Here is a 19893-nt window from a genome sequence, read left to right as displayed (position 1 = left end):
TTTAAATAAAAGCCAAAAGTCCTGTATCTATTTGATACAGGACTTTTTTATTTGAGGGGTCAATTTGGTAACCAAGTTTTTTAAGGGGACTTGGTAACACGTAGGGGAAATTTTTAGAAATCCATAATTTGGGGGAGATTTCTAATTGTCGAAATCAAATTTAAAGGGGTTTTGATTTCTCAGGGTTTGGGGGAATCTTTATATAATTATCTTTTTTTGTAATCTTCAAAGGTTCCATCGTCATATAGAACCAAAATATTTTTAATTTCTCTAAAAGCAACGGATTCTTTCTGTTTTTGATGACTCTCTGAGAATTGCGTATTTGATTTTTTTTCGGGTTCTTGGTCAAATACAGGATTTTCAGCGAACAGAGAAGGAGCTTCATTTTTCTCAATTTTTATATTTCTCTCTTGTTTTTCTGTATTTGGAGGAAAACTACCTTTACCATATACTAACCAATTCAAGTCTACTTCATCAAAAGCCGTTTCAACTTTTATAATAAAATCTAAGCTCGGTTTATTTCTTCCTGATAATAGGTGAGAAATGCTAGATCTTGGAACATCAATTTTATCTGCAAAACTAGACGCTGATAAATTGTAATAATCTAATATCTGTTTTAGTCTTTCTATCATTTGTTTACTTATGTAAACATTAGGGGTTGTTTACAGTTGTAAATATATGTAGTTTTATAATTGTAAACAAGTAAAAAGTGATTTTTTTTCAAATTAATCTCAACTAAACACATAAAATACTTTAAATAAATATACTTAAATAACTAAAAAACAAGACTTTAAGTTATAGATATAGAGAAAGGTTATAATGTGAGTGAAGACGTATAGTTACAATTGTAACACTTAAGAAACTTAAATTATTACTGTTTTATATTGTAAACATCCCTCTTAATTCACTTTAAAGTACCTTTTTATAGTGCATTTTAAAGAATTGAACAGTAGAATAGAGTTAGAATCGTTATTAAGTAGCTTCCTTTTTTAATTTACCTTTAAAATCTTAAAAATGAGCATGAGAAAAGTATAAAGTCTATATTGCTACTTTAAGTTATAAGGCTTAATAAACTTAAAGTAATAATTACTTATAAAGATCTAAAATACTCAAGTAATAGTTATAATTTTATGAGTTTATTACAATTGTAACAATAATTCAAGCGTTAACAAATGTGAAACATGTATTTTATTGTTTACTTTTGTAAAAAAAAGAAAGCACCCTGTTTACAGAGTGCTTCATTATTGTTGAGAAAGTTGTATTCTACTTACTTTTTATTCTCTATCCATTTTCTTGCATTAACAAAAGCTTCTAACCAAGGTGAAACTTCATCTTGTCTGTCTTGTGGATAGTAAGCCCAGTTCCATTGGAAAGTAGAACGCTCAATATGTGGCATAGTTACTAAATGACGACCAGTCTTATCACACATCATTGCTGTATTATAATCTGAACCGTTTGGATTGTTAGGATATCCTTCATATCCGTACTTAGCAACAATGTTATAATTGTCTTCAGTTTCTGGTAAATTGAATTTTCCTTCTCCGTGAGAAATCCAAACTCCTAATTCAGTTCCTGCTAAACTAGATAACATTACTGAATTATTCTCTTGAACTTTTACAGATGTAAAAGAACTTTCGTGTTTTTTAGATTCATTGTGTAACATCTTACCGTGTTTGTTATGTTCTGGATTAATTAATTCTAATTCCATAAACAACTGACATCCGTTACAAATACCAACAGAAAGGGTATCTTCTCTTTTGAAGAAGTTTTTCAAAGCAGTGTTCGCTTTTTCATTATATAAAAATGCTCCTGCCCATCCTTTTGCAGAACCTAAAACATCCGAATTAGAAAAACCTCCAACAGCTCCAATAAATTGAATATCTTCTAAAGTTTCACGACCAGAAATTAAATCCGTCATATGAACATCCTTCACATCAAAACCAGCTAAATACATAGCATTTGCCATTTCACGTTCAGAGTTTGAACCTTTTTCACGAATGATAGCAGCTTTTGGTCTGTTAGTTACAGTACCAACAGTATCTGTAAGTTTTCCTGTGAAATGAGTTGGGAATGTATATTTTAATGGTTGGTTTTTATAATTATCAAAACGATCTTTAGCTAAATCATTAGCTGTTTGTTTTTGATCTAATAAATAAGAAGTCTTATACCAAGTATCTCTTAATTCAGCAATAGATAAAGCAAAAATATCAGATCCATTTTTAATATTTAAACGATCAGACTCAGTTACCGAACCAATTTTAAAGAATTCAATATTATTATCAGCTAAAGTTTGTTCTACAGAAGTATCAGCTGCTTGGAAAACAATTCCTGAGTTTTCAGCAAATAACAATTTAATACTATCAGCTTCATTTAAAGCAGATAAATCTAAATTGGCACCTACATTTACATCCGCAAAGCACAATTCTAATAGGGTAGTAATCAATCCTCCAGATGCAACATCGTGACCAGCAACGATTTTTCCTTCCTTAATTAAATTTTGTAAAACATTAAATACCGATTTAAAGAACTCATTATTAGTAATAGTAGGAGTAGAGTTACCTAATTTGTTTACTATTTGTGCAAACGAGCTTCCTCCTAATTTAAAATCATCTTGTGATAAGTTGATATAATAGATGTCTCCTTTGTTTGGTTGTAAAACAGGTTCTACTACTTTAGTAATATCGTTACAGTTAGCAGCAGCAGAAATAACTACCGTTCCTGGAGAAATTACTTCTTCATTAGGATACTTCTGTTTCATTGATAAAGAATCTTTTCCTGTTGGAACGTTGATTCCTAAATCAATAGAAAAATCAGAAATAGCTTTTACTGCTTTGTATAAACGAGCATCTTCACCTTCATTTTTACAGGGCCACATCCAGTTTGCTGATAATGAAACCGATTGTAAACCATCTTTTAAAGGAGCCCATACTATATTTGTTAAAGCTTCAGCGATTGAGTTTTTACTTCCAGCTTCTGGATCAATCAATCCAGAAATAGGAGAGTGTCCAATTGTAGTAGCAATTCCTTCTTTACCTTTATAATCTAATGCCATTACACCGACATTGTTCAATGGAATTTGTAATGAACCAACACATTGTTGTTTTGCTACTTTTCCACCAACACAGCGGTCAACTTTATTAGTCAACCAATCTTTACAGGCAACAGCTTCTAATTGTAAAACTTGTTCTAAATATTGAGTAAAGTTTTCTTTAGAATACTCAACATCAGCATAATTACGATTTACTGTTTTATCAGTCATAATTGTTTTTGGAGAACTTCCAAACATATCTTCTAAAGCTAAATCCATTGGTTTGTTACCATTGGTTTTAGATTCAAAAGTAAAACGGTGATCCCCAGTAACATCACCTACAGTGTACATTGGCGAACGCTCACGTTCAGCAATCTTATTAAGAGTATCAATATGTTTTTCAGCAATCACTAACCCCATACGCTCTTGCGACTCATTTCCAATAATCTCTTTATCAGATAGAGTAGGGTCTCCTACAGGTAATTTATCTAAATCGATTTTTCCTCCAGTATCTTCCACTAATTCTGATAGACAGTTTAAGTGCCCACCAGCTCCATGATCGTGAATAGAAACAATAAAGTTCTCATCACTTTCTACCATACCACGAACTGCATTTGCAGCACGTTTTTGCATTTCAGGGTTTGAACGTTGAATGGCATTTAATTCAATTCCTGTTGAAAATTCTCCAGTATCAGCAGAAGAAACCGCAGCTCCTCCCATACCAATACGGTAGTTTTCACCACCTAAGATTACTATTTTATCTCCTTCTTGTGGAGTATCTTTTAAAGCTTGATCTTTTTTACCATATCCAATACCACCTGCTTGCATAATAACTTTATCGAAACCAAGTTTGCGAGCATCTTCTTCATGTTCAAAAGTTAATACTGAACCACAGATTAAAGGCTGACCGAATTTATTACCAAAATCAGAAGCTCCATTGGAAGCTTTGATTAAGATGTCCATTGGAGTTTGGTATAACCACTTACGTTCATTCATTCCTTTTTCCCAAGGACGATTCTCTTCTAAACGAGAATAAGAAGTCATGTAAACAGCAGTACCTGCTAAAGGTAACGATCCTTTTCCTCCAGCTAATCTATCACGAATTTCACCACCAGATCCTGTAGCAGCACCGTTAAACGGTTCAACAGTAGTAGGGAAGTTATGTGTTTCAGCTTTTAAAGAAATAACTGATTCAAATTCTTTCGTTTCGTAAAAATCTGGTTTGTCAGCACTTTTCGGAGCAAATTGTTCTACTTTTGGCCCCTTAATAAAAGCTACATTGTCTTTATAGGCAGATACAATATCGTTAGGATTCTTTGCAGATGTTTCTTTAATTAACTTGAATAAAGAAGTAGGCATTTCTTCACCATCAATAACAAAGGTTCCATTGAAAATTTTATGACGACAGTGTTCTGAATTTACTTGAGAAAATCCAAATACTTCAGAGTCGGTTAATTTTCTTCCAATTTTAACTGCTACGCTTTCTAAATAAGCTACTTCTTCATCGCTTAAAGCCAACCCTTCTTGCTCGTTGTATGCAGCTATATCCTCAATTTCTAAAATTGGTTCAGGTTGAATATTAATCGTAAAAGTTTCTTGGTTTAATCCGTCAAACTTTTGAGAAATCATAGGGTCGAAGTTAGAAAAATCATTAGCTACTGCATCAAATTCTTCAATTCTGATAATTCCAGAAATTCCCATGTTTTGAGTAATTTCAACAGCGTTGGTACTCCAAGGAGTAATCATTGCTGCTCTAGGCCCAACAAAAAAGGCGTCAAGAGACGCCGCATTTATTTTCGGTTGGTTGCCAAATAACCAGGTTAATTTCGAAATTGTTTCAGATGTTAATTCTTCTGTTGTTTGAACAGCAAAAACCTTGCTGTTTACGTTTCCAAAGAAATGAATCATTATTAGTTGTGTTTGTGTGTGTTTTTGAAAGGTGTAAATTTAATTCTTTTGAATGAATTAGAGGTATAAAAAAAGCAGCAAAATTTTGCTGCTTTTTATTGTGTTTTTTACTTCTCGAAGTAATGATTATCAATATACATTTCTTGTTCGAATTTATTAGTAGATAGGTTGATATCAATACGTTCAAAACTTTTTACTTCGTAAGGAGACTTTGCAGATACTCCTCTAATATCATCTAAAGCTGTTTTTAATACTATTTCATTTTCATCACCAAAAGGTAGAATGTTATCCCAATATTTCCACTCCTCTATTAAAATGTTAGGTTCAAATCCTTCACCATAATCATTTTGATCCAATTTATTATAAATTTGAAAAACAATTGGTTGCATAGCCATTTTATGAGTTGAATTGGCTGTGTTCGGATTTGTATAATCACTAGTTGGAGAATCATACAATGTAATTGATCCTTCGTTTTTTCCTACGGTTTTGGTACCTACTACTTTTACTTCTATAAAAGGTCTTAATCCATTTATAATCATTTCACTAGCTGAAGCTGTGCTACTAGAAGCTAAAACATATAACCTGCTAATTCCAGGTAATCTATTAATTGCTTCTTCACTTACCTTTTTACCTTCAGCATCATAAACGTTTAAAGTATTATTGAAATAATAAGGTTCATTATACTGAGCATGTTTTTGGTTAAAGCGTAACTCAGCGAATTTATCAGTTCCAGCTTCGTTACGAATCATACTAGCTAAATAAGCAGATGTTTCAACTGAACCACCACCGTTAATTCTTAAATCTAAAACTAGTTCTTGTACTCCAGCTGCTTTTAATTCAGCAAAAGCAGCATTAAGTTCATCGTTATATGATGATCTGAATCCATTATATACGATATATCCAACTTTTTTTCCGTTGATGTTATCAAAAACTTTTGTTAGATAGACAGGGTTATCAGAAACAACGGCTTGTGTTATAGTTTTCTTTTCTTTAAAGGTTTGTCCATCTTTTTCAGTAAACGAAAACTCAGCTGTTTCTTCATAATATCCATTTAATACATTTTTATAATTATCAAGAGTCATTACTGTTCCGTTTATAGCATTTATAATATCTCCTCTTTTAAAACCAGCAAGATCAGCAGGTGAGTTGTCCGAAACATGTTGAATGTATATGATTACATAATTTGTGGTACCAACTCTTACTAAGCTAGGCCTAAAACCAAATGTTTTAGAGATTCCTTGAAATTGCTGTTGTTGAGCGACGTAATCTTCAATAAACCAAGAAAAATCATCATCAGCATGTTTTAAACTTTCAAATAAAGAATTAGGTGTACTATATGAATTTAAAAACGTGTAGTAGTCATTAATATTATCATCTTTACTATCTGCTAAATTTGTAACGTTTTCTTGCCAATTGTACCAGGAATTCATGGCTTTCCATACAAAATTATTTACTGTGTTATTTAAAGTTACATCTGGTTCATTATCACCATTCGGAACTATTTTATCATCTTTATTGCAACTTAGCATTGTAAATAACACAAAAGATAGAAATATTATTTTTCTCATTATTTAAAGTAATTATTTGAAGTTCTGTAAATATTGTAACAATTATAATAAGATTTACCCTATCTTTTGTGGATAATGTTTAATTTCTTTCAGGTGTGCGATTGCGTTCTATTTTTCCTTTTTTTACAGCTTTATAGTTTTCGTAACAGTTTAACACTGCCTCAATTATCTGTAAATCGCTTGCTTTTTTTATAAAGTATTCAGAATAATTACAATCAGAAAGTAGCTTATTTAGTTCGGCTCTGTCCATTTCTAAGTATTCCATCATTACCTCACGGTCAAATTTACCTGCGAGCATTTTACGTAAGTCGTCCTCTTTCTTTAGTTTTTTCAATTTCTTTAGTTGTTTAGGTTTGCTACCAAAAAGGTTGTAAACCATGTCAACAGGGTTTAACAACTGAGCAATAGGAGAGGAAATTTTTTGAGGTCTTCCAACTTCGTAAGTTTGTGGTAAACCATTAATGTGTATTCTTGTAAAACGATCTTTCGGAACCTGTTTTACATCTACTTCTAATACACCAATTAATTTTGTGGATTTAATAACAACTTCTTTTACTTCTTCAGGTTTTTCTTCTAAAGAGATTACAACTTCATTCCCCTTTAAAAGGTCGTTGGTAACTTTTAATTTTATAGAAGCATATCCTAAATAAGAAACTAAAATAGTGTCGTTTGTTTTAGCGGTCAAATTAAATAAACCGTCTTCGTTAGTAATTGTACCAACAACACTATTTAGATTTAATAGATGGGCTGCACTTAAAGGTTTTTTAGACTCAGAGTCTATAATTTGCCCTTTTAGTCTGTCTTGCGCTTGAATAGATATACTAAATAGTATTGCTACTAGGAATGATAATTGTTTCTGCATAGGGCGAAAATAAGAATAATAGGCTTTGCTCTCGTTAATATTTTGTGAAATTATTTTGTTTAAAAAAACTACGTTTTTTTGGTTAAAATTCAAAAAAATAACACTAAAAAATGTAAATAATTAAAAAATTAAGTAAAAAAGTAGGGGAAACGCATCTAAGGATGTTTAATTACTCCTCGAGGTCTTAATTAAAGCAATGTTAAATTAAAAAACAAATAAATGAAATATCTAAAAATACTTGGATTAACACTTTTTTCAATTATTTCATGTCAAAAAGACGATGTATTATACAATTCTGAAATAAATTCTAGCAAAGAGCAAATAGCTCAATTTATAACACCAGATACACCTGAAGGTATTCATAATTTAAATATTAGAGAGCTGCATGATAAGATGTCTTCTAGCGCTAAAGGAGTTGGTGTGGAAGAGAATTGTGTAGATAAAGAAATATCATTTACTCAAACAGATTCAGATTTTTTTATTCTAGATGCTAATAGTTCTTTATTATGGCCTGGTAATTTGGTGGCAGCAAGATCTATACAAGATGGAGCTCCAGTGTCTATACCGATTTATGGAGATGATAGGAATCCTGTAGAGGTAAGAGTTAATGTGTTATCAGGAACATCTGCTTCTACTTCAAGAACTATTGAAGCTCCAACACCAGGAAAAGTACAAGACAATTTAAACGCTATTTTAAATGCATATTATAAAAGTGAGGCTAATTTTCCTGCTAGTTTTGACATTAGTATTCAGAGAATCCATGATGAAAAACAATTTCAACTTTCGTTAAATGCAGGGTATTCTGGACCTAGTGTAAATGTGTCTGGTAGTTTTGGGTTAGATTTTTCTTCTCAAAAAACTAGGTATGCAGTTACTTTGAAACAACGTTTTTTTACAGCTTCTGTATCTCCTAAAGAAGGAATCATAGGAAAGAATGGATGGTTTAATGATGATGTTTCTCCAGATAGATTAAAGCCTTACGTAACAGATTATTTAGAGGTAAGTCAAGATCAACAAAATCCATCTTCGTATATAGAATCAGTAACTTATGGAAAACTGTATACGTTAATTTATGAATCAAGTAGTAGTGCTAAAGAAGTTGAAGCAGCATTGAATTTTGCTTATAAAACAGTAGGAACACAAGTAAATGCAGAATTAAAAGCAAGGTATAAATCAATTTTCAGTGAGTCGACTGTTAAAGTAAAGCAATTAGGAGGAAATGCTACTTCAGGAATAGCATCATCTTTAGCTGCTATGGCTAATAATTTAGATAAGGTTGTTGACTTTTTGAAAGAAGGAGCGGAAGTATCAGTTGATAATCCAGGATATCCAATTTCTTATAAAGTAAATTACACCTATGACAACAGACCTTTTAAAGTAAGCTCAAATTTAGAGTATGTTATTAGAGAATGTGATTTAGTATATTATGATAAGATAAGAGTTGACCCAACAGATGTCGCGCTATATGGAAGCGATCATGGAACTAGTGGAGCTGAGCTTTTTGGTAGATTTTATGTAGAAAAGTATGATCAAGAATTAGGATCTTGGTACTTAGCAGGAAAGAAAATTTACTGGGGCTACGGAATTGAAGATCATGTGGGGTTAGATTATTATAAATTCAACCAAAAAAGAAGTGTAGCTGATGGAGAAGTGATTGATTTTATGGTAAAAGCTAAGGCAGGTGAACGCTTTAGAATTGTTTCTGTAGTAGGAGAATGTGATTCTGGATGTTATGTTTATAGCGATGGTGTAAAAGCTACTAATGAATATGAGTATAATCTTAGTTCAAAAAAATGGGAAGATTATACAAGACATAATCCGTATGTAGATAATTATACAGTAGGAGATGGTCTTCATAATAAAACATGGAATGGTGTAAGAACCATAGTTCAAGGAGATACTTGTTATTTAGATTATGATACATATATTATAAACTAAATAATTCAGTACAAAATTTAACGCAAGGAGGCTTTTTAGCTTCCTTGTTTTTTATGTGAAATTGATATTACCTTAATTTTATAAAAATAAAAAAGCACAATACAAAAATGTATTGTGCTTTTTATGGTGCACGTAACAGGAGTCGAACCTGCACTTCCGTTGGAAACAAGCCCCTCAAGCCTGCGCGTCTACCAATTCCGCCATACGTGCGTAAACTAAAAAAGTTAAGCAAATTGCTTAACTTTTTTGTGACCGGGCTGGGGCTCGAACCCAGGACCCTCTCCTTAAAAGGGAGATGCTCTACCAACTGAGCTACCCGGTCATTGCTTCTTTGTGAAAGCGGTTGCAAATATACAACTGTTCTTTAAATCTAAAAAGCTTTTTTGTAATATTTTTTACTCATATTTGTAACTGCTTAATTACTAGTTTATGAAAATTGTATTATTGGGGTATATGGCTAGCGGAAAATCGACTATTGGGAAGATTTTAGCAGAAAAAAGACAAATTCCTTTCATCGATTTGGACGCATATATTGAAAAAAAGGAGAATATGTCGGTATCAGAAGTGTTTAGTGGAAAAGGAGAAATCTATTTTCGTAAGCAAGAGCACGTATATTTGAAAGAACTTCTAGAAAAGAAAGAAGATTTTGTATTGTCATTAGGAGGGGGGACACCTTGTTATGCGGGAAATATGAAGGTGTTACAAAGTTCTGCAAATGTGAAGTCTGTATACCTAAAAACATCTATTAATACTGTATTAGAAAGATTAGAAAACGAAAAAGGCCAGCGTCCACTTTTAGCAGACTTAGGTAAAGATGAGTTAGCTGAGTTTATTGCCAAACATTTATTTGAACGAAGTTATTACTATAACCAAGCTACCTATACACTAACTGTAGACAATAAAAGTGTTGAAGAAACTACCGTAGAGTTACAAGAATTATTAGCTTAAATATGCTATAGTTTCATCGCTTTTAAATTCAACTACAACGTGTTCTTTAATAGAAGTAGATAGAGAAATACCTTTAAAGTCTGCTTTTACGGGGTATTTTTTGTGATTTCTATTAACTAGTACCGCTGTTTTGAATCGTTTTAAAGGAACTTCTAAAAAATGTTTTACACCATATATTAACGTAGTTCCTGAATTTAAAACATCGTCTACCAATACTACAGCCTTATTCTTATATTCATCACTAGTAATAGATGTGGTGATAGGAGTAGTCGGTTTTTTCTTATCGATAGAAACTTTACAAAGTATTACTTGTAAGGGAGAAATTTTATTTAAAACAGCAGAAATTTTTTCAGCAAGAAAATAACCGTTATCAGCTATACCTGCAATAATGATTTCTTTTTCCTCACTATTACTCTCGTAAATTTGAAAAGCTATTCTACGAATTTTTTGCTCTATTTGTGTATTGTTTAAGATAATATTGTTAGTCATTTTTACTTACAGGTTTTAACTACGGAGTTACAAATTAACATCATTTTTGTCAGAATCATCATAATAATCATCAATATCACGTCTATCTTTTTTGGTAGGTCGTCCAGCTCCTTTTTTGCGATAGTAATCCTGTGAGTATTTTAGTAATTCTGTTTTTTCAAATTCTTCTTTAGGAGTTAAATCCTTTCGGTATAAATCGACTAGTTTAGCCCCTACACGGTTAGGAGGGAGGTCTAGTATTCTTATCTTGTAGTTGATTTGATTCTTACGGATGACAATTTCTTCATTTCCAAAAACTTCCTTTGATGGTTTAAGATTGGTTCCGTCGATCTTCACATGCCCTTTTTTACAAGCATCTGTGGCAATACTTCTGGTTTTAAATAAGCGAATACACCACAAATATTTGTCAATTCTCATATAAAAAGTTAATTTTTATTGTTTCGTTTTTTACAAAGGTATAAAAATGGTAAATTGCGCGTTAAAATTCCAAAATTAAATGATAAAATTTAAACATCTATTTTATACTGCTATCCTTAGTACCCTTTTATATTCTTGTGGAAATGATAGTAATTCTACAGTTGATAATTTTGACCATGAGGCTCAGGCTGTAATTGACAATGATTCTTTAATAGCTTTTTTAAAGAATAATTATTATAATGCAGATTTAGATTCGGTAAAGGTTATTGATAATGGTCAAACTTCTTTATTTGATGATAATAAGTTGGTTACTAAAGAGGTTGTAGAAAATGATATTAACTATAAGTTGTATTATTATGTAAATAGTGAAGGGACACCTGATCCAGATAAAGGATTCCCAACAGTGATGGACTCAGTTTATGCAAAATATAGAGGGCAAAAAATAGTAAAGAAAGATAGTTTAAGTTCTGATTTTGATAATAACATAGCTTGGTTTTCGTTAAATGGGGTTATAAGAGGATGGACATATAGTTTTGTTCATTTTAAAGGAGGTAAAAACGTTACAGGTAATGGTCCAATTACTTATGAAAATGGAGGAAAAGGTATTTTATTTATCCCTTCTGGTTTAGGGTATAGAAATACTGGAAGTAGAGATGGATCTATCGGAGCAAATCAGAATCTAATATTTTACTTTGAATTATGGGATTTAGTACCAAACACAGACGATGATTTAGATGGAATTCCTTCCATAATGGAAGATCCGGATGGGGATGGTGATCCTAGAAATGACGATACAGATGAGGATTTTATACCTAATTATATAGATACAGATGATGATGGTGATGGAATTTTAACAAAGTATGAGGATAAAAATGGAGATGGAAATCCTGCAAATGATTTTAATGATCCAAATAATCCAACAGTACCTGATTATTTAAATAGAGATATTAGAGTTAAATATTAAGAAAAAAAAAACCGAAGTTTTTACTTCGGTTTTTTTTATTGTATAACTTCTTTTATTTTAGAATCTGTATGAAAGTCCTAAAATAATTTGATTTACACGAGTATCAAAATTTACGTTTTGACCAGCGTTGTTATCTATAAAATTTGCTTCAGTATCAGATAAAGCTCTTTCCCAACGAACATCAAATCCTAATTTACCTAATTCAACACCTGCACCTAATTGTAATCCAACAGAGAATCCGTCAGAATCAACTTGTTTTAGTTCGTTAATATCGAAATCAGAATCTAGAATATATTGAAAAGAAGGACCTGCAAAAACATGTGCTACTTTTAAGAATTTCATACCTACTAAAACAGGAATATCAATTTTTTGAAAATCGTAAGTGGTTGTTTTTGCTGCAAAACCAGCTGGCTCGTAAGAAACTTCATTACTTAATTGAGTATATACCAATTCAGGTCTTAAGTATAGATCTGTAACAGGCAAGTTTATACGTAACCAAGCACCAGCATGAAATCCTGTTTTACTTTTAGCTCCATTTAGTGCGTCATTTTTTACATCAGAAAAAGAATCTGAGTTGTAGTTGATACCAGCTTTGATACCTCCTTGGATTTGACTTTGTGCTACTTGAGCTCCTCCTATAAAAAGGAAAATCATTAAAACTACTTTTTTCATTTGTCGTAAGTTTATTTATTAATAATTGGGGTTAAAATTTACTTGTATAAAAAAATACACCACTTTAAACCATGAAAGTGGTGTATTTATTGTTGGGATATTAAGTTTATTTTCTTGAAATAACTTTTTCTACAGCTTTAATGATTGTTTCATCATTCAATCCGTATTTTTTCATTAACTCTGCTGGGGTTGCAGACTCTCCAAAGCTATCATTTACAGCTACAAATTCTTGTGGAGTAGGATTATTTGTAGCTAAACAACGAGCTACACTTTCACCTAAACCACCATATTTGTTATGCTCTTCAGCAGTAACAATACATCCTGTTTTAGCAACTGATTTTAAAATAGCCTCTTCATCTAAAGGTTTAATAGTATGAATATTAATTACCTCTGCAGAAATTCCTTTTTCTTCTAATTGTTCAGCCGCTTGTAACGCTTCCCATACTAAGTGCCCAGTTGCAACAATAGTAACATCAGTACCTTCAGTAAGTTGAATTGCTTTACCAATTTCAAAAGGTTGATCAGTCATAAATACTGGAACACTTGGTCTTCCAAAACGTAAATATACTGGCCCTTCATATTCAGCAATAGCTAAAGTAGCCGCTTTAGTTTGGCTATAATCACAAGTATTGATAACTGTCATACCTGGTAACATTTTCATTAATCCAATGTCTTCTAAAATTTGATGTGTTGCTCCATCTTCACCTAAAGTTAATCCAGCGTGAGAAGCACAAATTTTTACATTTTTATCAGAATATGCGATTGATTGACGAATTTGATCGTATACACGACCTGTAGAAAAGTTAGCAAATGTACCTGTAAAAGGAATTTTTCCACCAATGGTTAATCCCGCAGCAATTCCCATCATATTAGCTTCTGCAATTCCAACTTGAAAGAAACGTTCTGGGTGATTTTTAGCAAACTCATTCATTTTTAAAGAGCCTGTTAAATCTGCACATAAGGCAACAACATTAGGATTTGTTTTTCCTAACTCAGTTAAACCATCACCAAACCCAGAGCGGGTATCTTTTTTTTCAGTATAAGTATATTTTTTCATCAGTTTGTGTTGTGTAAATACGTGTCAAAAATAATCTTTTATAAAAAGGTAGCCTTATAATTTTGATAATTCTTTGTAAAGTTTATGAACAGGAAATCCCATAACATTAAAATAGCTTCCTTCGATTTTTGTAATTCCTATTTTACCAATCCATTCTTGAATTCCATATGCTCCAGCTTTATCATATGGTTTGTAATTGGTTATATAGTAATCTATCTCTTCATCTAGTAACTCTCTAAAAGTGACTGTAGTACTATCATTAAAAACATGCTGAAAAGATTTATTGGTAATACATATTGAGGTAATTACTTTGTGAGAAGAGTTTGATAACTCTTTTAAAGCACTAAAAGCCTCTTTATAATTTTTAGGTTTTCCTAACGCTCTATTGTTAGCCCAAACGATGGTGTCGGAAGTTATTAAAAGTTCATTATCTTTTAGTTCAAGTTTAAAAGGAGAAGCTTTTAATGCAGAAAGATAGTCTGTTATTTCTGCTTGTTGTAATTCTTCAGGGTATACTTCTTCAATTTCCTTTATTTTTACCGTAAAAGGAATGTCTAAACTTTTAATTAATTCTTGTCTTCTTGGAGAGTTTGAAGCAAGTATGATAGAGTATTTTGAGAGTTTATTTAATAACATATTTAAAATAGTAAGCCACAACAGGAACACTAGCTAAAGCAAATAAAAAAATAAATTGATTTACAGTGTACAAAAATTTATAGTTTTTAATATCTGTGGCATTCATTAAAAGGTAAATATAGTATAACTGTGGTATGTTGCCTAAAAGGATTATAGTGGTTAAAATGAATTTATTTTTAATAAAAATAACTGCTACAAAAAAAATTAGAAACCAAACAGTAACAGATAGTATTAAAGCGACGTTTTTAGCTCTTTTTCTTCCTAATAAGATAGGAAGGGTTTTTTGATTCTGTAAATTATCTTCATTAGTATTAATTATATCTACAATAATTTCTCTAGAAATATTGCCTAAAAAAGATATTAAAATATATAGCATTGTTACCATTTCCAACATGAAAAATAAATCCCATTGACTAGGAGAGGGATCTATAGGAGAATCAAACCACCATAAGGTTATTATGGCGAAAGGTTTGAGAAAAGAGGTGACTATACTGCTAAAAAAATTTTTTATAGGGTTGTTTTTAGAGTATAGTATAACAACTATTGGAGAAAAGACAAAAATTAATCCATACCAAGGTTTGTGAATTTTAAAAGAAAAAATAAAACCAATTATAACTCCTAAGATTAGTATATAGGAGGAGGTAATTTTTATTTTTTCTAAACAAATTCTGGTCTTTTTAAGTTGATTCCTAAAATAAAAACTAATTAAATAACCAGAAGCTAATAACAATGCGCTCGAAATAGAAAGAAGTCCTAAATCAAAAAAAGAAAGTGTAGTTTTAAAACGATAACCATACAGAAAACAAAACTTAAATAAAAATAAAATAAAAATAAAGTAAACAATCTTTTTCCATTGAATAATATTTAAGAAAGTATTATTCATTAGTTGAAAGCCTTTTTTATTCGGGCTAAATCAACTTTATTGTCGCGGTCTTTAATAGTTTGTCTCTTATCGTGTGTCTTCTTTCCTTTAGCTAATGCAATTTCTAATTTAGCCCAACCATTTTCATTAATGAATAAGCGTAACGGTACTATAGTATTTCCTTTTGACTCTACTTCTTTTTCAAGTTTCTTTAATTCTCGTTTGTTAAGAAGTAAACGACGTTCACTTTTAGGTTTGTGGTTGTAATGATGACCAAAAGCATATTCTTCAATATACATGTTTACTACAAAAAGCTCACCTTTATCATTGAATTCACAAAAGCTTTCTGTAATTCTTGCTTTACTTTGACGTATCGATTTTATCTCAGTACCAGTAAGTTGGATACCTGCTGTATACTTGTCTAGTATCTCGTATTCAAAACGAGCTTTTTTATTCTGTATGTTGATGTTTTTTTGCATAAATGGAACACAAATATAACTATAATTTTAAGTTGTTAAATAAAATTATTAAGCTATGATTTAAGTCATGTTTTAAGGAAGAGAAGGGGGGTAGTTTTGTCCAAAATTAAAACTTATAAACATGAAAAAAATTATATTGAGCACGGTATTGGGAATCTTATTTTTTAGTAATGTAAATGCACAAGAAACAACTGAAGCTAATCATTTTAAAAAGTGGCAAGCCCGTTTTAGATGGGTAAGTGTTTTACCGAATGAATCAGCAACAATAGGAACTATTGGAGGAGATGTTGAAATAGGAAAGAGTTTTATACCTGAACTTGATTTTACTTATTACTTTACTGAAAATATTGCAGCAGAGTTAATTTTAGGAACAACAAATCACGATGTAAAAGCTGTTAATACTGCTTTAGGAAATGTAGATTTAGGGGATGTTTGGTTATTACCTCCAACCTTAACTTTACAATATCATTTTAACATAAGTGATTTTAAACCATATGTGGGAGCTGGAGTTAATTATACTATTTTTTATAACTCAGATCCTGGAGCTGTTGTAGATGTAGATTATAAAAACGGATTTGGTTATGCTGTTCAATTAGGTTTTGATTATGATTTAGACGATACTTGGTTTTTAAATGTAGATGCTAAGTATGTAGGTTTGAGTACTGATGTAACTGTTAATGCAGGTATTGCTACTGTTCCTGCAGAAGTAGATATTAACCCATTGTTAATAGGTTTTGGAGTAGGTGTGAGATTTTAGTTGGTAGCTAAAATCAATATTCTAAAGAGCCACAATTTTGCGGCTCTTTTGTGTTATTTTTTTTAATAAAAATGACGACGATTAATGAGAAATAAATTAATCAACCTTAATTAGTCTAGGAGGTTTTGGTTTAGCTTCGTCTAATTTAGGAATCGTAATTATTAATTCACCGTTTAAATAAGATGCTTTTATTTTTTCACTATTTATAACACCTTTTGGTAATGTAAAACTTCTTTTAAATGACATATAACTATACTCTTTTCGTGTGTAGTTGTCATCATGGTTCTCTTGACTTTCTTTTTTTTCTGAAGAAATCGTTAGAATGTCATTTTCAAGATTAATCATAAAATCTTCTTTGTTCATTCCTGGAGCAGCAACATTTACTGTAAATTCATTTTCATTTTCTTTAATGTTTACAGCTGGCAATGTGGTGTTGGTGTCAGAAAAATTAGTAGCAGACCAATCTCTTAAAAATTCATTAAAAACATTTGGAAATACTGGGAAATCTGTTTTCTTTAATAACATAACTTTACATTTTTTGGTTAAACATTCATTTAGTACTATAGTTCAAAAAAAATACCAACCAAAAAAAGTGACATTTTTTCATTATTTAGAATGAAAAAATGTCACTTTAATGTTTGATTTATAATTGTTTATGTGTTTTTAGTTTTCAACTAAATCAGATTGATTTCTGAAAACTAATTTATCATCAAAAGCATCTAATAAGATAATACTATCGGTCGTGACTTTTCCAGATAAAATTTCTTTAGATAATTGATTTAAAACCTCTTTTTGGATTACACGTTTTACAGGACGTGCACCAAACTCTGGTTGATATCCTTTTTCTGCTAAGTAAGCTATAGCTTGATCAGTGGCATCAAAAGTGATGTTTTGTTTCGCTATCATCTTTTTAACACTCTCTAATTGTAATTTTACAATTTCTTTGATGTTTTCTTCCGATAAAGGAGTAAACATAATGATATCGTCAATTCTATTTAAAAATTCTGGTCTTACTGATTGTTTTAATAATCCTAAAACTTCTGTTTTAGCTAATTCCATAGTTGTATAGATGTCACCCTTCATATTATCAAATTTTTCTTGAATAATATGACTTCCCATGTTAGAGGTCATAATAATTATGGTGTTTTTGAAATCAGCAACTCGCCCTTTATTATCAGTCAATCTACCTTCATCTAATACCTGTAATAGAATATTAAAAGTATCGGGATGTGCTTTTTCAATTTCATCTAATAACACAACTGAATATGGTTTTCTTCGTACAGCTTCAGTTAACTGTCCACCTTCGTCGTATCCTACATATCCTGGAGGCGCTCCAACTAATCTACTTACTGAATGACGTTCTTGGTATTCACTCATATCAATACGAGTCATTGCATTCTCATCGTCGAATAAATATTCAGCTAATGCCTTTGCTAGCTCTGTTTTACCAACCCCAGTAGTACCTAAGAATAAGAATGAGCCTATAGGCTTGTTAGGGTTTTGTAATCCTGATCTTGAACGACGTACTGCATCAGAAACTGCTTCGATTGCTTCTTCTTGACCTACCACACGTTTGTGTAGTTCATCTTCCAGTTTCAATAGTTTTTCACGTTCAGATTGTAGCATTTTAGTTACAGGAATACCTGTCCATTTTGCTACTACTTCAGCAATGTCATCGTAAGTAACTTCCTCTTTAATTAAAGAATTTTCTTGTTGATTGGCTAAAACTTCCTGTTGTTTGTCAAGTTCTTCTTGAGCATCTTTAATTTTACCATAACGCAATTCAGCCACCTTACCATAATCACCATTACGTTCAGCTTTTTCAGCTTCTAGTTTGTAGTTTTCAATATCTATTTTTAAACTTTGAATGGTATCTACAATACTTTTTTCTGATTGCCATTTCGCATTAATCTCATTACGTTCTTCTTTTAAATTAGCTAAATCGGCATTTAATGATTTTAATTTGTTTTCGTCGTTTTCGCGTTTAATCGCTTCTATCTCAATTTCTAATTGCATTATTTTACGATCTAGAACATCTAATTCTTCAGGTTTAGAATTGATTTCCATACGTAACTTAGAAGCGGCTTCATCCATTAAATCAATTGCTTTATCCGGTAAAAAACGATTGGTTATGTAGCGCTGTGATAATTCTACAGCACCAATAATGGCTTCATCTTTAATACGAACTTTGTGATGTGCTTCGTATTTATCTTTAATACCACGTAAAATAGAAATAGCGCTTTCAGTATCAGGTTCGTCTACCATTACTTTTTGAAAACGACGTTCCAAAGCTTTGTCCTTTTCAAAGTACTTTTGATATTCATCTAAAGTGGTAGCTCCAATAGCTCTTAACTCTCCACGTGCTAAGGCAGGTTTTAAAATATTTGCAGCATCCATAGCACCTTGACCACCACCAGCACCTACTAAAGTGTGGATTTCATCAATAAAAAGTACAATGTTTCCTTCAGATTTTGAAACTTCTTTTACTACAGATTTCAAACGCTCTTCAAATTCACCTTTATATTTTGCACCAGCAATTAGAGCTCCCATATCCAAAGAAAAGATTTGTTTATCCTTTAAGTTCTCTGGAACATCTCCTCGGATAATACGGTGCGCTAATCCTTCCGCAATAGCAGTTTTACCGGTACCAGGTTCACCTACAAGAATAGGGTTGTTCTTGGTTCTACGTGATAAGATCTGTAATAGACGTCTAATTTCTTCATCACGTCCAATAACAGGGTCTAATTTTCCATCTTGAGCTAGCTGGTTTAGGTTTTTAGCATACTTATTTAAAGAATTGTAAGTTTCTTCGGCACTTTGAGAAGTAACACGATTACCTTTACGTAACTCTTCAATAGCAGCGGTTAAACTTTTTTCTGTAACACCTTGATCTTTTAAAACTTGGGCTATTTGACTTTTTGATTTGAAGATTGCAAGGATTAAATGTTCGATAGAAACATACTCATCGTTCATTTTTTTTGCAATGATAGCAGCTTCATTTAGTGCTTTATTAGCTTCACGAGAAAGCATTAAATCTGCACCAGTTACTTTAGAGAAGCTTTCAAGTTGTTTGTCTAAGATTTGTTGTATAACATCTATATTAACGTTTAATTTTTTTAATATAAATGGTAACACATTTTCATCAACTAAAAATAAAGCTTTAAAAATGTGTTCGTTTTCTATTAGGTTGTTACCATAACTTTGCGCTAATTGTTGCGCTTGTTGTATGGTTTCTTGTGATTTTATTGTATAATTGTTGAAATTCATATCGTTTTATTTTTTCTCAATAAAAGTCAAAATCAATACCA

The 19893-nt window shown here is 31.4% G+C and carries 17 protein-coding genes and 2 tRNA genes; 4 read left to right on the top strand and 15 right to left on the bottom strand.

Translation table 11 applies throughout. The annotated features are described in order from the left end of the window. Window positions 1–206: 206 nt before the first annotated feature. The 4 genes from ACQY6M_RS03255 to ACQY6M_RS03240 form a co-directional block, all read right to left on the bottom strand. On the bottom strand, window positions 207–632 hold the full coding sequence (locus ACQY6M_RS03255) for a helix-turn-helix domain-containing protein (protein ID WP_428740380.1): 426 nt from the start codon (window positions 630–632) through the stop codon (window positions 207–209). A 635-nt stretch (window positions 633–1267) separates the two neighbouring features. Continuing rightward, window positions 1268–4936: a phosphoribosylformylglycinamidine synthase gene (purL, locus tag ACQY6M_RS03250; protein ID WP_428740379.1), complete on the bottom strand. Its 3669-nt coding sequence runs from the start codon at window positions 4934–4936 to the stop codon at window positions 1268–1270. Window positions 4937–5043: 107 nt separating this feature from the next. Continuing rightward, complete coding sequence (locus tag ACQY6M_RS03245) at window positions 5044–6504, bottom strand: S41 family peptidase (RefSeq protein ID WP_428740378.1); 1461 nt, start codon at window positions 6502–6504, stop codon at window positions 5044–5046. A 79-nt stretch (window positions 6505–6583) separates the two neighbouring features. Next, window positions 6584–7366, bottom strand: a complete 783-nt coding sequence (locus ACQY6M_RS03240; protein ID WP_428740377.1) for a carboxypeptidase-like regulatory domain-containing protein — start codon at window positions 7364–7366, stop codon at window positions 6584–6586. A 219-nt stretch (window positions 7367–7585) separates the two neighbouring features. Here ACQY6M_RS03240 and ACQY6M_RS03235 point away from each other — a divergent pair, with 219 nt between their 5' ends. Beyond that, a complete protein-coding gene (locus ACQY6M_RS03235; RefSeq protein ID WP_428740376.1) occupies window positions 7586–9304 on the top strand; it encodes a thiol-activated cytolysin family protein in 1719 nt (572 codons plus the stop codon). Window positions 9305–9428: 124 nt separating this feature from the next. Here the strand turns inward: ACQY6M_RS03235 and ACQY6M_RS03230 are convergent. Continuing rightward, window positions 9429–9514: transfer RNA gene (locus ACQY6M_RS03230), tRNA-Leu, on the bottom strand. 39 nt (window positions 9515–9553) lie between these two features. Then, window positions 9554–9626: transfer RNA gene (locus tag ACQY6M_RS03225), tRNA-Lys, on the bottom strand. 107 nt (window positions 9627–9733) lie between these two features. On the opposite strand from ACQY6M_RS03225, the gene ACQY6M_RS03220 reads away from it, so the two are divergent. Beyond that, entirely contained in the window at window positions 9734–10252 is a 519-nt protein-coding gene (locus ACQY6M_RS03220) for a shikimate kinase (RefSeq protein ID WP_428740375.1), read from the top strand. Here ACQY6M_RS03220 and ACQY6M_RS03215 read toward each other — a convergent pair. Then, window positions 10244–10741, bottom strand: a complete 498-nt coding sequence (locus ACQY6M_RS03215; RefSeq protein ID WP_428740374.1) for a phosphoribosyltransferase family protein — start codon at window positions 10739–10741, stop codon at window positions 10244–10246. The genes ACQY6M_RS03220 and ACQY6M_RS03215 overlap by 9 nt on opposite strands. 27 nt (window positions 10742–10768) lie before the next feature. Further along, entirely contained in the window at window positions 10769–11158 is a 390-nt protein-coding gene (locus ACQY6M_RS03210) for an RNA-binding S4 domain-containing protein (RefSeq protein WP_428740373.1), read from the bottom strand. 79 nt (window positions 11159–11237) lie between these two features. Here ACQY6M_RS03210 and ACQY6M_RS03205 point away from each other — a divergent pair, with 79 nt between their 5' ends. Further along, window positions 11238–12122: an FKBP-type peptidyl-prolyl cis-trans isomerase gene (locus ACQY6M_RS03205; RefSeq protein WP_428740372.1), complete on the top strand. Its 885-nt coding sequence runs from the start codon at window positions 11238–11240 to the stop codon at window positions 12120–12122. Between the two features lie 57 nt (window positions 12123–12179). On the opposite strand, the gene ACQY6M_RS03200 is transcribed toward ACQY6M_RS03205, so the two are convergent. From ACQY6M_RS03200 to smpB, 5 genes are all read right to left on the bottom strand, one after another. Continuing rightward, window positions 12180–12794, bottom strand: a complete 615-nt coding sequence (locus ACQY6M_RS03200) for a porin family protein (RefSeq protein ID WP_428740371.1) — start codon at window positions 12792–12794, stop codon at window positions 12180–12182. A 106-nt stretch (window positions 12795–12900) separates the two neighbouring features. Further along, window positions 12901–13851, bottom strand: a complete 951-nt coding sequence (locus ACQY6M_RS03195; RefSeq protein WP_428740370.1) for a transketolase family protein — start codon at window positions 13849–13851, stop codon at window positions 12901–12903. Window positions 13852–13905: 54 nt separating this feature from the next. Next, window positions 13906–14487, bottom strand: a complete 582-nt coding sequence (locus tag ACQY6M_RS03190; protein ID WP_428740369.1) for a Maf-like protein — start codon at window positions 14485–14487, stop codon at window positions 13906–13908. Next, window positions 14474–15370 carry a hypothetical protein gene (locus ACQY6M_RS03185; RefSeq protein ID WP_428740368.1) on the bottom strand — a complete coding sequence of 299 codons (897 nt, stop codon included), beginning with the start codon at window positions 15368–15370 and terminating at the stop codon, window positions 14474–14476. The genes ACQY6M_RS03190 and ACQY6M_RS03185 overlap by 14 nt, the downstream gene beginning before the upstream one ends. Further along, window positions 15370–15828: an SsrA-binding protein SmpB gene (gene smpB, locus ACQY6M_RS03180; RefSeq protein ID WP_428740367.1), complete on the bottom strand. Its 459-nt coding sequence runs from the start codon at window positions 15826–15828 to the stop codon at window positions 15370–15372. The genes ACQY6M_RS03185 and smpB overlap by 1 nt, the downstream gene beginning before the upstream one ends. 121 nt (window positions 15829–15949) lie before the next feature. Between smpB and ACQY6M_RS03175 the strand changes: the two genes are divergently transcribed. After that, on the top strand, window positions 15950–16585 hold the full coding sequence (locus ACQY6M_RS03175) for an OmpW/AlkL family protein (RefSeq protein WP_428740366.1): 636 nt from the start codon (window positions 15950–15952) through the stop codon (window positions 16583–16585). A 96-nt stretch (window positions 16586–16681) separates the two neighbouring features. On the opposite strand, the gene ACQY6M_RS03170 is transcribed toward ACQY6M_RS03175, so the two are convergent. Continuing rightward, window positions 16682–17110 (bottom strand): Hsp20/alpha crystallin family protein, encoded by a 429-nt coding sequence (locus ACQY6M_RS03170; protein ID WP_428740365.1) that lies wholly within the window; start codon window positions 17108–17110, stop codon window positions 16682–16684. A gap of 138 nt (window positions 17111–17248) precedes the next feature. Further along, window positions 17249–19852 (bottom strand): ATP-dependent chaperone ClpB, encoded by a 2604-nt coding sequence (clpB, locus tag ACQY6M_RS03165; RefSeq protein WP_428740364.1) that lies wholly within the window; start codon window positions 19850–19852, stop codon window positions 17249–17251. Window positions 19853–19893 lie beyond the last annotated feature (41 nt).

This window comes from Tenacibaculum sp., from assembly GCF_050290165.1.
Taxonomy (GTDB): Bacteria; Bacteroidota; Bacteroidia; order Flavobacteriales; family Flavobacteriaceae; genus Polaribacter.
This window is presented reverse-complemented; position numbering and strand designations above follow the sequence as displayed.